Origin of the sequence: Nonomuraea sp. NPDC052116 (assembly GCF_040680035.1) — a bacterium.
Classification (GTDB): Bacteria; Actinomycetota; Actinomycetes; order Streptosporangiales; family Streptosporangiaceae; genus Nonomuraea; species Nonomuraea angiospora_A.
On the sequence record NZ_JBFAWA010000007.1, the window covers coordinates 67,762 to 81,193 of the forward strand.

The 13,432-nt window shown below is 70.9% G+C and carries 15 protein-coding genes; 9 read left to right on the plus strand and 6 right to left on the minus strand.

Annotated features, from left to right (window positions below; all coding sequences use genetic code 11):
• Positions 1 to 7: 7 nt before the first annotated feature.
• The 3 genes from egtC to egtA are packed head-to-tail and all read right to left on the minus strand — an operon-like array spanning position 8 to position 3,279.
• Positions 8 to 727: an ergothioneine biosynthesis protein EgtC gene (gene egtC, locus AB0L65_RS15065; protein ID WP_364244987.1), complete on the minus strand. Its 720-nt coding sequence runs from the start codon at positions 725 to 727 to the stop codon at positions 8 to 10.
• Entirely contained in the window at positions 728 to 2,020 is a 1,293-nt protein-coding gene (gene egtB, locus AB0L65_RS15070; protein ID WP_364244989.1) for an ergothioneine biosynthesis protein EgtB, read from the minus strand.
• Positions 2,017 to 3,279, minus strand: coding sequence for an ergothioneine biosynthesis glutamate--cysteine ligase EgtA (gene egtA / locus AB0L65_RS15075; RefSeq protein ID WP_364244991.1), 1,263 nt, complete (start codon positions 3,277 to 3,279; stop codon positions 2,017 to 2,019). The genes egtB and egtA overlap by 4 nt, the downstream gene beginning before the upstream one ends.
• A gap of 105 nt (positions 3,280 to 3,384) precedes the next feature.
• Here egtA and AB0L65_RS15080 point away from each other — a divergent pair, with 105 nt between their 5' ends.
• Positions 3,385 to 3,636 carry a zf-HC2 domain-containing protein gene (locus AB0L65_RS15080; protein ID WP_364244993.1) on the plus strand — a complete coding sequence of 84 codons (252 nt, stop codon included), beginning with the start codon at positions 3,385 to 3,387 and terminating at the stop codon, positions 3,634 to 3,636.
• On the opposite strand, the gene AB0L65_RS15085 is transcribed toward AB0L65_RS15080, so the two are convergent.
• Both AB0L65_RS15085 and AB0L65_RS15090 read right to left on the minus strand, forming a co-directional pair.
• On the minus strand, positions 3,631 to 3,870 hold the full coding sequence (locus tag AB0L65_RS15085) for a zf-HC2 domain-containing protein (RefSeq protein ID WP_364244996.1): 240 nt from the start codon (positions 3,868 to 3,870) through the stop codon (positions 3,631 to 3,633). The two genes, AB0L65_RS15080 and AB0L65_RS15085, sit on opposite strands and share 6 nt — an antisense overlap.
• A 79-nt stretch (positions 3,871 to 3,949) precedes the next feature.
• Positions 3,950 to 4,588, minus strand: a complete 639-nt coding sequence (locus AB0L65_RS15090; protein ID WP_350723388.1) for a sigma-70 family RNA polymerase sigma factor — start codon at positions 4,586 to 4,588, stop codon at positions 3,950 to 3,952.
• A gap of 556 nt (positions 4,589 to 5,144) precedes the next feature.
• Here AB0L65_RS15090 and AB0L65_RS15095 point away from each other — a divergent pair.
• The 7 genes from AB0L65_RS15095 (at position 5,145) to AB0L65_RS15125 (ending at position 11,692) form a co-directional block, all read left to right on the plus strand.
• Positions 5,145 to 5,534 carry a hypothetical protein gene (locus AB0L65_RS15095; protein ID WP_364244999.1) on the plus strand — a complete coding sequence of 130 codons (390 nt, stop codon included), beginning with the start codon at positions 5,145 to 5,147 and terminating at the stop codon, positions 5,532 to 5,534.
• 21 nt (positions 5,535 to 5,555) lie between these two features.
• Positions 5,556 to 5,942 carry a hypothetical protein gene (locus AB0L65_RS15100; RefSeq protein WP_364245002.1) on the plus strand — a complete coding sequence of 129 codons (387 nt, stop codon included), beginning with the start codon at positions 5,556 to 5,558 and terminating at the stop codon, positions 5,940 to 5,942.
• A 212-nt stretch (positions 5,943 to 6,154) separates the two neighbouring features.
• Complete coding sequence (locus tag AB0L65_RS15105) at positions 6,155 to 7,288, plus strand: hypothetical protein (protein ID WP_364245005.1); 1,134 nt, start codon at positions 6,155 to 6,157, stop codon at positions 7,286 to 7,288.
• A gap of 93 nt (positions 7,289 to 7,381) precedes the next feature.
• Positions 7,382 to 8,152: a hypothetical protein gene (locus AB0L65_RS15110; protein ID WP_364245008.1), complete on the plus strand. Its 771-nt coding sequence runs from the start codon at positions 7,382 to 7,384 to the stop codon at positions 8,150 to 8,152.
• 347 nt (positions 8,153 to 8,499) lie between these two features.
• The gene (locus AB0L65_RS15115; protein WP_364245011.1) at positions 8,500 to 9,573 is read left to right on the plus strand and encodes a peptidase; all 1,074 of its coding nucleotides are present in this window, start codon (positions 8,500 to 8,502) and stop codon (positions 9,571 to 9,573) included.
• Between the two features lie 89 nt (positions 9,574 to 9,662).
• Positions 9,663 to 10,886: a cytochrome P450 gene (locus AB0L65_RS15120; RefSeq protein WP_364245013.1), complete on the plus strand. Its 1,224-nt coding sequence runs from the start codon at positions 9,663 to 9,665 to the stop codon at positions 10,884 to 10,886.
• Positions 10,887 to 11,002: 116 nt separating this feature from the next.
• Positions 11,003 to 11,692, plus strand: coding sequence for a helix-turn-helix domain-containing protein (locus AB0L65_RS15125; protein ID WP_364245015.1), 690 nt, complete (start codon positions 11,003 to 11,005; stop codon positions 11,690 to 11,692).
• Positions 11,693 to 11,699: 7 nt separating this feature from the next.
• Here AB0L65_RS15125 and AB0L65_RS15130 read toward each other — a convergent pair whose 3' ends face one another.
• The gene (locus AB0L65_RS15130; protein ID WP_364245017.1) at positions 11,700 to 12,494 is read right to left on the minus strand and encodes a lytic polysaccharide monooxygenase; all 795 of its coding nucleotides are present in this window, start codon (positions 12,492 to 12,494) and stop codon (positions 11,700 to 11,702) included.
• Between the two features lie 117 nt (positions 12,495 to 12,611).
• Between AB0L65_RS15130 and AB0L65_RS15135 the strand changes: the two genes are divergently transcribed.
• Complete coding sequence (locus AB0L65_RS15135; protein WP_364245019.1) at positions 12,612 to 13,430, plus strand: SAM-dependent methyltransferase; 819 nt, start codon at positions 12,612 to 12,614, stop codon at positions 13,428 to 13,430.
• The last annotated feature ends 2 nt before the right edge of the window (positions 13,431 to 13,432 follow it).

Sequence of the window (13,432 nt, forward strand, 5' to 3'; positions counted from 1 at the left end):
GGTGAGATCACAACGGCTGCACGGCAACGCGGTCGGGGGTGACGGTCAGCAGGCTGCGCTCGGGAACGGGCTGCCAGCCCGGCAGGTCGTCGAGCGGCTCGCTGGCCACGCGCACGCCGTCGTGGCTTCGATGGTGGAAGAGCGTGTCGCCCCAGGCGGTCGCGGCGATCGAGGCGCCGTCGCAGGCGAGCAGGTTGAGGCGGGCGCCGGGATCCTTCTTCCCGGCGTGGACGACGACTTCGGCCAGCGCCTCGCCCAGCCCCAGCCCGGCGCGCCCGCGCAGGAACACGGCAGTCGCCACCCAGGCGGCGTCGCACGCGCTCTCCGCGCGACCGGCCAGGTCGTCGGCGAGGTCGCGGAGCACGTCCTTGCTGACGCGCCCGTTGTGGCTGAGCAGCCACCCCTTGTCGGTGAACGGCGCGGTGGCGCTCTCCTCGATCGGCATGCCCGCGGTGGCCGAGCGCACGGCCGCGAGCAGGCAGGTGGAGCGGGCGATCTGGGCGAGCGCGGGCAGGTTGGCGTCGGACCAGATGGGCACGGTACGGCGGTAGCGCACGGGCTCGGGGCGCGTGGAGTCGTACCAGCCCATGCCGTAACCGTCGGCGTTGATCATGCCGTTGCGCTGGTGCCGGGGCGCGTACGACTGCTTGAACAGGCCGTGCTCGGGTTCGTGGATGAGCCAGGTGAGCGGGCGGGGCTCGCCCAGCCAGGCCGCGTGCCTGCACACCTAGACCAGCTCCGAACGCGCGCAGCGGAACCCGGTGAAGATCTGCCGCCTGATCGGGTAGTCCCAGTTCCTGAACGTGGTGCGGACCGCCGCCGGGTCGGCCGCCCAGGAGCCGCCGCGCAGCACCCGGTATTCCTGGCCGAAGAACACCTCGCTGTACTCCTTGTAGGGGAACGCGCGGAAGCCCGGGTAGGGCTGGAACCAGGAGCCGGTCCATTCCCACACGTCTCCGACCATCTGCTCGACCCCGTACGCGCTGGCCCCGGCCGGGTAGGCGCCCAGCGGCGCGGGGTGGGCGGCGCGGTGGCCGAGATTCGCCCTGGCCGGGTCGGGGGCCTCCTCACCCCATGGGTAGCGGCGGGCGCGGCGGGCCTCCGGGTCCCAGCCGCAGGCCTTCTCCCACTCGGCCTCGGTGGGCAGCCGCTTGCCGGCCCAGCGGGCGTAGGCGTCGGCTTCGTACCAGCTCACGTGCTGGACGGGCTCGTCCATGGGGATCGGCTCGGTGCGGCCGAAGCGCCTGCGCCACCAGGCGTCGCCTTCCCTGACCCAGAACAGGGGCGCGACCACCCCGCTGCGCTGCCGCCACTGCCAGCCCTCGGCGGACCACCAGCGCGGGTCGTCGTAGCCGCCCCCCTCGATGAACGCCGAGTACGCGCGGTTGCCGACGGGGAGCCGGTCGATCCAGTACGCGGGCAGGTCCACCTGGTGGGCGGGGCGTTCGTTGTCGTAGGCCCAGGGGAGGGTGGCGGCGCCCATCATGAAGGAGCCCGCGGGCACGTACACCTCCTCGGGGCCGCCGGTCCGGCCCTGCGGCAGGTCGCCCTCGCGTACCAGGCCGGGCTGACCGGACAGCTGCAGGGTGGCGAGCATGGTCTCGTCGTGCTGGTGCTCGTGCTGGATCACCAGGCCGAACACGAAGCCGTCGCGGTGCAGCGGGTCGGCCCCCTCCAGGTCGATCGCGTCGAGGACGTCGAGCACGCGCCCGCGTACGCCCTCGATGTAGCGGCGGGCCTCGGCCGGGCCCAGGAGGGGCAGGGTGGGACGGTCCTTGCGCGGATGTTTGAACGCGTCGTAGATGTCGTCGATCTCGGGACGGATCGGCTCGATGCCGCCGGCCGCGCGCAGCACCCACAGCTCCTCGTAGTTGCCGACGTGCGCGAGGTCCCACACCAGCGGCGACATCAGCGGGGAGTGCTGACGCACCAGCAGGTCGTCGTCCGCCTCGGTGTAGGCGAGCGACCGATCGCGCACGGCGAGGAGCTCGGCCGCGATGCGTTCCTTGGAGTCGGTCATTGCCGTCCTTCCCCGTTCAGCCAGGCCGGGACGCGCCGTCCCGGCACCGGATCCATCAGGTCGGCCGCCGGTGAGCGGCCCGTTGTCACATGCCTGTCGGCGAACGCGGCCACCTCGCCGACCAGGCCGGGGTCCGCGCCGAGGCGGGGCAGCGCCTCCAGCGCGGCGCGGAAGCACGCCTCGGCGGCCCGGCTCAGGCGCGGCTCGGTCAACCCGCACCGCGCCGCGTCCCGCCACAACTCCCGGCTCGGCATCCGGCCGGGTCCCAGGTACGGCTCCACGGCGGCCAGCGCGGCGTCGGCGGCCCGGTCGTCGGCGACGAGGGCGTGGGTCACGGCCACGCACACCGGCCAGGCCGCCGGGTGCTGGGCGTCGAGGTAACGGATCTCCAGCCAGCCCCTGGGCCGTACCGGGGGGAAGACCGTCGTGGCGTGATAGGCCAGGTCGTCGGCGGTGGGGCGGCGCTCGCCCGCGCCGTTCAGCCAGTCGCGGAACGTCGAGCCGTCGCGGACCGGGCGACATCGCTCGCCGTCCTCCCGCACCAGCATGAGCCGCGCGTCCAGCAGGTAGTCCGCCCAATCGGCGGCGGGGTCGCCGGAATCGGGCACGGGCGCGGTCCGGGTGCGGTCGAGGCGGTCCCAGACGGCCTGGCGGCCCGACATCCAGCCGCACGGCCGGCCGCCGCTGAGCGGCGAGTTGGCGAAGGCCGCCATCAGCACGGGGCCGAGCGCGTGCGCCCGCTCCCAGCGGGCCTGCGGCCGCTCCCCCAGGTCCAGGTTGACCTGGACGGAGGCGGTCGAGCACATCATCAGGGCCCCGTACGGCTCGCCGAGGAACTCGGCCATGGCGTCGTACCTGGGCAGGCGGAGCTGGCGGCGGGCCGGGCGCACCGGGTCGAGGCCCACCCCGGCCAGCACCAGCCCCGCCGGGCGCAGGGCGGCGCGCACGGCGGAGACGTCGGCGGCCAAGCCGTCGAGCGCGTCCCGCAGCGGGGCCGCGGGACCGGAGAGCTCGAGCTGCCCGCCCGGCTCGAACGTCACCCGGCTGCCGCCCGGCAGCGCCGGGACGGCCCGCTCGACCTCGGCCATCGGGACCTGCGCGGCCGCCGCCGCACGGTCGAAGACCAGGAACTCCAGCTCGACGCCCACCCGCTCCTCGGCGTCCGGATCCTGCGCGGCCGGCTGGAAGCAGCGGCGCGCGAAATCCGCCACCCCGGAGGCGTCCCGCAGCGGCGTGCTCTCGGACGTCAGCCCGATCATCGTCGTCCCCTTCGCGTGGCGCACAGGTCTACAGACCCGCGAGGCGCGCGAACGTTACAGGCGGATTTTCGTGTAACGGATGGGACGTGACCGGGACTAGGTCACATGGAGCGGGCAGCGGACGACCTCGGGTGCGACGACGTGCTGGAGCTGCTCACGGACTATCTGGAGGCGGCGCTCCCGGCGGGGCGACGGCGGCTGGTCGCGGACCATCTGGACGCCTGCCCGGCGTGTTCGGAGTGGCGGGCGCAGATCCTGGCGACGATCGCGGCGCTCGGCTGCCTGCGTGAGGACGTCATGCCGGCGCCGGTGCTCGCCGCGCTGCGGGCGAGCTTCCGTACAGGCCCCGGCTCATAACCGGCGCCGCTCGCGGAAGGCGGACATGAGCCGGTCGCGCATGTCGGCGGGCAGCTTCTCCGGATGCGGGTCGCCGAGGGCGTCGATGGTCGCCCGGAACTGCTCGACGTAGCGCTCGCACCCCTCGCAGCAGGCCAGATGCGCCCGGACGCCGTCGCGGGCGGGCCGGTCGAGGGCGTCCTCAAGGTAGGCGGTGATGAGTCCCGCCAGCTCGTCGCAGGTGAACCGCTTCACGACGTCGACCGCCCTTGCCTCTGGATATGAACCGTTTCACTTATTGTCGCCGCTTCGCCGCCCAGGAGAAGCCCACCGGCTACTCCGGCTGCTTCACGGACTCGAAATAGTCCGCGAGCCAGCCGCGCACGGCCGTGCGGGCGCGATGCAGCAGCACCCGCTGGTTGGCCTCGGAGATCTCCAGGATCTCGCACACCTCCTCGGACGTGCACCCTTCCACGTCACGCAAGGTGATCACGATCCGCTGCCGGGGAGGCAGCCTCGCCAGCCCCTCGGCGATCAGCCCGCGCACCTCCGAGGCGAGCGCCTCGCTCTCCGGCGTCGGCCAGGTCGCGGGGAGCTCCTTCCAGCCGCCCGGCAGCACCGCGTCGAAGCCCTGGTCCGCCACCGAGACGCCGTCGTGCTCGAAGGAGCTCCACGGCAGCGTGCGGCTCTCGCGGGCGCCGCGCTTCTTCGCGGTGTTGATCAGGATGCGGTAGACCCACGTCTTGACCGACGAGCGGCTCTCGAACGCGTCGATCCCGCCGATCACCGCCAGCCACGTGTCCTGGACGACCTCCTCCGCGGAGTGGTCGGTGGACACGTAGGACCTGGCCACCCGCAACATGCCCCCGGACCAGGTGTCGAGCAGCGCCGCGAACATCGCCTCGTCCCCGGCGCGCAGGGCCGTGACGACGACGTCATCCGGGGGCAGCTCACCGCCCGCGAGAGACCCCACGATCGCTTCCCTCCGCTCGAACGCTGAGACATCCATGGCATCGGGACCGATCGCCGGCCCTCGCCCGGGACATACCGCCCCACGCTAATCCTTCCCACTGACGTTCTTCCGTCTCGGCAGAAGGCCACAAGATGTGTATTTTTCGGATAAACAGGTCAGAACCTTCCCAAAGGTGCAGTTCACGACGTTACGGGCCCGCGATCCCGCCCCCTTAGGACCAGACTCCCAAAGTTCCGGACATCCCCGGCGCCACATCCTGGTGGAGATCCATCCTCGGGGCGATAGTCGGCATCATGTTCGATATCTCCCTCGACCCCAGTGTCCGTTTCGCCGTCCAAGGGGCCTGGGCACCCTGATGCCGGCCTGAACCGCACTCCTCCGGCGGCCGCGAACGCGGCCGCCGGAGGAGGCATGACGCCTGCGATGGGCCACGGGTTCACTTGCGGTTGATCAAAAAAGCTTGAGCGTCGCCTTCCGGGGTGGCTCGCGTCGCAATCCCCCTCCCGTAATTACTTTCTGTCGTGGCACACATCTGTCTGTAACCGAGGGGGACTTCATGCTCCGTCGTATCCTGGCGGGCGGGCTCGCTCTGACCGCCACCGGTCTCGTCCTGGCAACCGGCCCTGCCGTGTACGCCGACGAACTCAAGGCCCCGTACGCGCGGGCCGCGGCGGTCGTCGACGCGGACGGCAGGCTCAACCTGGGCAAGAACATCGTCGCGACCTGGCGGGCGACCACCGGCAAGTACTGCGTGCAGGTCGCCCAAGACGTCGACGTGACCGAGGCAGTCATCCAGATCACCGCGCGCCACGCGCTGCGACTGCCGCACATCGCCTTCAGGAACCCCTCGGCGACCTGCCACCGGACCAACACCGTCACGGTCAACGTCTTCAACCCCCACACGGCGCGGCTCGCCGACTCCGGTTTCGACCTCTCCATCTCCTGATCTGGCCCGAAGGGACAACCAATGAAGAACATCAGGCGCATTGCCGCAGGAGTGCTCGCCGCCGCCGCCGTCCTGACGCCGGTCGCCGCCCACGCGGACACGCCGTACGCCCAGGCGTCGGCCGAGGTGGACATGGACGGTTCCCTGATCGACGGCAGCCACGTCAACGACGTCTGGCACCCGTACAGGGGCGTCTACTGCGTGTCCGTGGACGAGAGCGTCGACTTCACCGGCGCGACGGCGATCCACGTCACGCCCATCGGCGAGTACTCCGCTCCGCGCTCGCTGTCCGTCGAGCTCAATCCGTCGTCGGCGTGCGGCGAGAACCGCCTGGACACCATCGCCGTCTACAGCCAGGTCGGCTTCAGGGTGCGGGGCGACTCGGCGTTCTACCTGTCCGTCTCCTGACGCCACCGGGGGCCGCGCGCGGCGAACGCGATGCGCGCGGCCCTGCCGCCTGGCGGCCTTCGGCTTCTGACAGAGGAATTACGCCGCATTTCCCGGCAAAAGCGCAGATCAGCGACCTGCAGTCGGAGCGAATCCCCTCCGGGGTACCCGTGAATACAGCATCCTGGGCATGCCATCACGCTCACCCCGCCCCCTTCAGCCGAGGAGGTCGCGTGACCCGGTACGCCATAGATCACAGCCGCAACATGCTCATCGCCCAATGGAGCACCGGCATCGGCGACAGCGCCACCACCGTCGCCGAACTGCCCAGGGCCCGCTCCCCCTGGGACGCCCTGCGGCTGGCCACGTCCCTGACCGACCTGTCGCAGGCCTGCTGGCGCTGCTACACCCATCCGGCCAGCACCGCGGAGCGGCACGGGCCCAACAGCCTGGGCTGGTACCGGCAGTGCGAACGCGACGCCTTCGCCGCCATCGTCCCCGCGCTGACCAGCCCGGGCCCTTCCATCGGCAGCCCGTTCCCCACGGCGACCACCCGGGTCGAGGACAGCGCCCACCGTGTCGGCCGTTCCCTGCGCGCCTTCGACATCTCGCAGCTCACGGTCCGCATCATCACCGAGGTCACCGACGAGCTGGCCGCCATCCAGCAGGCCGAGCTCGGCGACCTGTCCGACCGCGCCCAGCAGGCCGTCGTCCTCAGCCGCGAGGACGCCTCCCCTCTGCAGGTCGCCCAGGCCGACGGCCTGCTGCACCGGCACCCCTTCGGCCCCGAGGAGCTGTTCACCCACGTGGATCCGGCCGCGGCCGCCATCGCCGCCGCGCACTGGCTCTACGCGGCGGCCTCCACCACCGCCCGCCGCGCCCGCCTGCACCCGGCGCAGGTCGTGGCCCGGGTCGACGGCATCAGGCCGCTCGTCCAGGAGAGCCTCACCGAGATCGTGACCTCGATAGGCGCCGGCATGTCTCCGCGGCAGGCCGTCATGCCGATGATCCGCCACGCGCTGCACATCGCCGAGGGTCACCTCAGCGGCGTCACGGAGGCCAGATACCGCATCACCGCGGCCGAGGAGCTCGCCGAGCGGGCCCACGCCGACCACCCCGAGCTCGGGCTCGACTTCGACGCCGTCTACCTGCCGATCACCCCGCTCGACCCGGCCCGCCCGGCCCTCGACCTGCTGGAGAACCTGCTGGAGGCCATCCACGGCTGCTGGCTGCTGGACGTGCACCGCGTGCACCCGCTGGGCACTCTCGCCGACGAGAGCACCGACCCGCTGCGGCGGGGTCCGGTCGAGGCGTTCCTGGCGGAGGTCAGGCAGGAGGCGGCCGTCCGCCACGAGGATCTGCTGTAGCGGGCCGACAGTTTCAGGCCTTTCGAAATGAGCCGGCCCCATGGCGGCCGTTGATTAGTGTCGCTCTCCTTGATCACCTCACTGGGGAGCAACATGCGAAAGATATCGGCATACGTCGGGGCCCTGGCGCTGGCGAGCGCGGTGGTCGTGGGCTCGGTCGCGCCCTCCGCGTCGGCGGCCACGGCCCACAGCGTCACGGCGGGCGTCGAGCGTACGACGTGGTTGAACCCGGGCCAGCTGCTCAAGGCGGGTGACTCCGTACGGTCGTCCGGCGGCGACTACGTCCTGCAGCAGCAGACCGACGGCAACCTGGTCCTGTACCGGGGCAGCACGCCGCTGTGGAGCAGCCAGACCGGCGACAGCCCGGGCGCGTTCGCCGCCATGCAGGAGGACGGGAACCTGGTCGTCTACCGTGGCAAGACCCCGCTGTGGGCCTCGAACACCGACACCCCCGACGCCCGCCTGGCCGTCCAGGACGACGGGAACCTGGTCATCTACGCCGGCAAGACCCCGCTGTGGACCCGCCACGCCACGATCAGCGTGCTCAAGCCCGGCTACGGTCTCAAGCCCAACCAGTACGTACGCTCCCGCAACGGCGACTACCAGTTCGCCATGCAGGAGGACGGCAACCTCGTGCTCTACAAGGCCGGCAAGGCCCTGTGGGACTCGAAGACGGGCGGGAACCCGGGCGCGCGGCTGGAGATGCAGAAGGACGGCAACCTGGTCGTCTACAAGGGCACGACGCCGCTGTGGGACTCCAAGACCGGCAAGAACCCCGGCGCGCGGCTGGAGATGCAGGACGACGGCAACGTCGTCATCTACGACGGCAAGCGCCCGCTCTGGTCCACCGAGACGGGCCGCTAGTTCCGGGTGAACCTCCTCGACGACGACGGCCAGGTCGTCGAGGAGGCCGTCAACCACAGTGCGCTCGCGCCGTCGCGACGGCGCGAGACCTGGGTGCGGCCATCGCTTGGTCCTCCCGGCGTCTATGACCTGGACCGCCGAAGGGCGATGGCCGCGGGTAACAGTCTGACGCCTCTGCGTGAACAGCGCAGCTCATCATCGCAAATGGCGGCGGCGGTGGCGGTTACTCCCGGTATCGGCAGCAGTTCGTCCGGCAATGGCGCTATATCAATATGTGCATGCCTTGAGGAAGATACTTAGCGCTGTACGTACCTCCATGCGGCAGATTCCGGTTTCGGGAGGTACGAATGCATCGCAGAGTCGTCCTGCTCTCCGCCGTCGCGCTCGCTCTGGCGGGCGCGCTGGTCCCGGCGGGCGCCGCCCAGGCGAGCGCACCGAGCGGCCTCGGTCCCAGGCCCGTCGGCTGGTCCGGCGCGGACTCCTGGTCGGAACGCAGGAGCGTCCTGCAGTACTGGACACCACAGCGCATGCTGGCGGCGCAGCCGCTGGGGGACCCGCCGCCGCGCCGCGGCCAGTCGAGCGGGCCGACCGAGGGCTCCCCGTGGGCCAGCCGGAACGGCTCGGTCCAGCGCTCTTCCTGGTCGACCGGCAGCGGCGCCGCCACCCGGGGCGCGGCCTGGTCGGTCGCCGGCACCCAGGCCGTCAACCAGCGTCTGCAGGCCGTGGTGCCCAACAGCCCCGGCCTGCGGTGGACCGACGGCGGCGCCGTCGTCCGCACCACCGGGCGCGTCTTCTTCACCACCGCGGAGGGCGGCAACGCCTCCTGTTCGGGCTCGGCAGTGACCAGCGCCAATGAGAGCGTCGTGATGACCGCCGGGCACTGCGTGAAGATGAACGGGGCCGCGCACCGCAACTGGGTGTTCGTGCCCGGGTTCGACAACGGGCGGCGCCCGTTCGGCACCTGGGTCGCCACCAGCTTGCTCACCACGCAGCAGTGGAACGCCAACGAGGACATCAACTTCGACGTCGCCGCCGCCGTGGTCGCGCCGCTGCAGGGGCAGACGCTGACCGACGTGGTCGGCGGGCAGGGGATTGCGTTCAACCAGCCCAGGGGACGGCAGATGTTCTCCTTCGGCTATCCGGCGGCCGCGCCCTTCGACGGCTCCCGGCTGATCTACTGCAGCGGGCGCACGTTCAACGACACCGTCCAGACCAGGGACCAGGGCCTGCGCTGCAACATGACCGGCGGGTCGAGCGGCGGGCCGTGGTTCCAGGGGTTCAACGAGTCCACCGGGCTGGGCTGGCTGAACTCGGTCAACAGCTTCAAGTACGACTTCGCCCCCCAGTTCATGTTCGGGCCCTTCTTCGGGAACGAGGCAATGGCCGTCTACCAGTCCGCCCAGCGCGCCAACGCGGCCTGAGCCCGCTCGGCGCGGCTTTCAAGGCGATTGCCTTAATAAGGCGGCCGACTTATATTCGGAAGGGTCAGGCTTCCGAGCTGGAGGACCACATGACCGCTGACGCGATCCCCGATTTCCCGTTCGACCGCCCCACCGCCCTGGAGCCGCCGCCACAGCTGGCGGAGCTGCGGGACAAGTGCCCGGTGTCGCACGTACGGCTGCCGAGCGGGGACGTGGCCACCCTGGTGACCAGGTACGACGATGCCCGCGCCGTCATGGCGGACCCGCGCTTCAGCCGCAACCTCGCCAGGGAGGGCGCCGCCCGGCTGTCCACCACCAAGGACGGCGGGCTGTTCAACCGGCGCAACGAAGGCACCATGGACATCAGGGAGGGGCAGGGCCACATGCGGTGGCGACGCCTGCTCAGCCGCTGGTTCACGGCGCGGAAGATGGAGGTGTGGCGGCTCAAGGTCCAGGGGATGACCGACGACCTGCTGGACGCGATGCTGGCCAAGGGCTCCCCCGGCAACCTGTCGGCCGGGCTGGGCCTGCCGCTCCCGGTGCGGGTCATCTGCGCGCTGGTCGGCGCGCCGAGCGAGGACCAGGACAAGTTCGCGCACTGGTCCAGGACCATGCTCACGCTGACGCGCAACACCCAGGAGGAGGTCGACCAGGCGTACCAGGAGTTCACCTCGTACGTGTCCGACCTGGTCGACCACAACCGGGAGAACCCGGGCGACGACCTGCTCAGCGAGCTGACCCAGATCACCGACGCCGAGGACGGCCGGCTCAGCCAGGACGAGCTCATCTCCACCGTGCGCGGCCTGCTGCTGGCCGGCCACGAGACGACCTCGAACATGATCGCGATCATGGTGGCGATGCTGCTCGCCGACCGGGAGCGCTACGAGGCCGTGATCGACGACCCCGACCTGATCCCGGGCACCGTCGAGGAGGTGCTGCGCCTGGACAGCACGCTGTCGGTCATCGGCGGGGTGCCCCGGTTCCTCACCGAGGACGTCGAGCTCGGCGAGGTCACGGTGCCCGCGGGCAGCACGCTGATCCCCAACGTCCCCGCCGCCAACCGCGACCCGGCCAAGTTCACGGACCCCGAGCGGTTCGACCCGCGGCGGCAGAACAGCAACCAGCACCTCACCTTCGGCGCGGGACCGCACTACTGCCTCGGCCAGCCGCTGGCCAGGCTAGAGCTCCAGGTCGTGCTGGGCACCCTGACGCGCAGGCTGCCCGGCCTGCGGTTGCGGGACGCCCCGGACGACCTGCGCCTTCGCACCGGAGGGCTGTCGGGCGGGCTCCAGGACGTATGGGTCACCTGGTGACCTCCTGAGCACGACGCCGGTGGACCGCTCGGCGGGCCGCCGGCGTCATCCGTGCTCGTGGCGAGGGCGATAATCGATCGGGGGACGGCACAGCAGGACGAGTTCAAGGATCGATCATGAAAGTCAGCACGGCGGTCGCCACGCCGTCACCCCGCTCGCTGCGCGCCCGCGACAAGCTCATGCACACCGCGGAGCGGCTCTACGCGGAGCACGGGTTCGCCAACGTCTCGATCAGGATGATCCGCGAGGCGGCGGGCCAGCGCAACAAGTCCGCCGTCCAATACCACTTCAGCACCCGCGACGAGCTGATCCAGGAGATCCTCTCCCGCCACGCGGCCGAGATCGACCGGCTCCGGGCCCCGATGGTGGCCGAGCTGGAGTCCTCGGGCGAGGTGTCGCGCCGCGATTGGATCACCTGCGTCATCGCCCCGAGCATCGAGCACCACATCGAGCTGGGCACCCCGTCCTGGTACGGGCGTTTCCTCGCCCAGGCCGTCGTGGAGCCGTCCCTGCGCGATTACACCACCGAGGCGAGCGTGAGCACGCCCTCGTTCCAGCGCCTGGAGCAGCTGCGGCCCCCGCGCGGGCAGGAGCGCGACCCTGCGCTGATCGAGCGGTACGCGTCCATGACCCGCCTGCTCATCGTGCACATGTGCGCCGAGCTCGAAGGCGACCTGGCCACCGGACGGGTCGATCCGGCCACCGCCGAACGGTCGTGGCGCGAGCTGGGCGAAAACCTGGTCACCGCGGTCTGCGGCCTCAGCTCCGCCCTCCTCGACCAGGAGACCGACCCCACGCCGGGCTAGGAGGTGGTCAGCGGTGGCGGCGCGGCCGGGCCAGGAGGATGACCATCGCCCCGGCGCCGATCGCGAACAGCGCCGCGGCGGTGACCAGCCACGGCATCCCGGTGTACCCGGTGAGCCGGTACGCGGTCGCCGGCCCGGGCTGGGCACGCGCGCCGGCGGCGGCGGGACCAGGGGCGGTGTTGCGGAAGACGACGTCCGAACAGGAGTAATAGGTGTCCGGCGTGTCGGAGTTCTGCCAGATCGTGTAGATCAGGTGGCGACCGGTCCGGCCCGAGGGCAGGCGGCCCCTGATCGCGTACGAGCCGTCCGTCAGCTTCGGGTCGGTGACCTGGAGGAAGGGCCTGCGTTCCAGGTCGGCCCACTTCAGCGGCTTGGTCGGGTCGTAACCCTTCTTCGTGACGTACAGCCGGAACGTGCCCTGGTGCGGGATCGTGCCGCGGTAGCGGAAGGTGAAGCGCACCCCCGGCTTGAGCGTGGTCGCGGGCCAGTCGGCGCGCGCGAGGTCGAGCCCCTTGAACTCCGGGATGCCGCCGCTGCACAGCTTGCCGTCCGGGATCGTCTCGCGGTCCCTGCCGGCGACGTTCGCCACCCGCAGGTTGTCCCATTCCGCGGTCGCCGTCTTCCCCCCGGCCGCCACGGCGGCGCGGCAGGCGGCCGGCCGCGTCTTCAGCGGGCTGTCGGCGCCGCAGGCCGCCGCCCGGCTGAGCGGGCTCTCCAATGCTCCGTGCGCGCCCGCAGGGGCGGTGATCAGGCCCAGCGACAGCAGCGCTCCGACGCCTACGCTCGTGATCCGGTGCCGCACGTGGCCGTCCTCCTCGCATAGTCCTGCAACGAGGTACGGCCACCCGCCCCCACAGGTTCATGAAGACCTGGTAGAAAAGGCAAAAACCGCAGATGCGACATATGAGGTGAAGCTCTCGTGACAGATCATTCACCCCTGGATCCCGCACTCCTCTCCAGGATCGACACCAGCAAGCCGCATCAGGCCAGGGTCTGGAACTTTTGGCTGGGTGGAAAGGACAACTATCCGGCCGACCGCCAACTGGCCGAGAAACTCCGGGACATCTATCCGGGCATGGAGGACATCGCCCGCCATTCCCGTGTTTTCTTGGGACGCGCCGTTCGATATCTCGCCGGAACGGTAGGTATCAGGCAGTTCTTGGACATCGGTACGGGCTTGCCGACCGTTGATCACACCCACGAGGTGGCACAACGGGTGGATCCCACCAGCCGGGTGGTGTACGTGGACAACGACCCTCTCGTCCTGGTGCACGCGCAAGCCCTGCTCACCAGCGACCCCCGCGGCGCCTGCGACTACATCGAGGCCGACGTCCGCGACCCCGGCACCATCCTGGAGTTCGCCTCCAAGACACTTGACCTGAGCCGCCCGACCGCGCTCATGCTCCTCGGCGTGATGGGCACGGTCTTCGACGACGACGAGGCGTACCGGCTGGTCGAGCACCTGCTCGGCGCGCTGCCCCCGGGCAGCTACCTGGTGTTCGAGGACGGCACGAACATCGTCAAGCCCGACGCCGCCGCGGAGGCCGAGCGGCTGCGCGACAAGGGCGAGGTCTACGAGTACCGGCTGCGGACCCCCGAGGAGATCGCGCGGTTCTTCGACGGGCTGGAGCTGGTGGAGCCGGGCATCGTGTCCGTCTCCCGCTGGCAGGTGGAGTCCGACGTGTTCGGGCTGCCGCCGGAGGTCGACGCGTTCTGCGGGGTCGCGCGCAAGCCGTGACG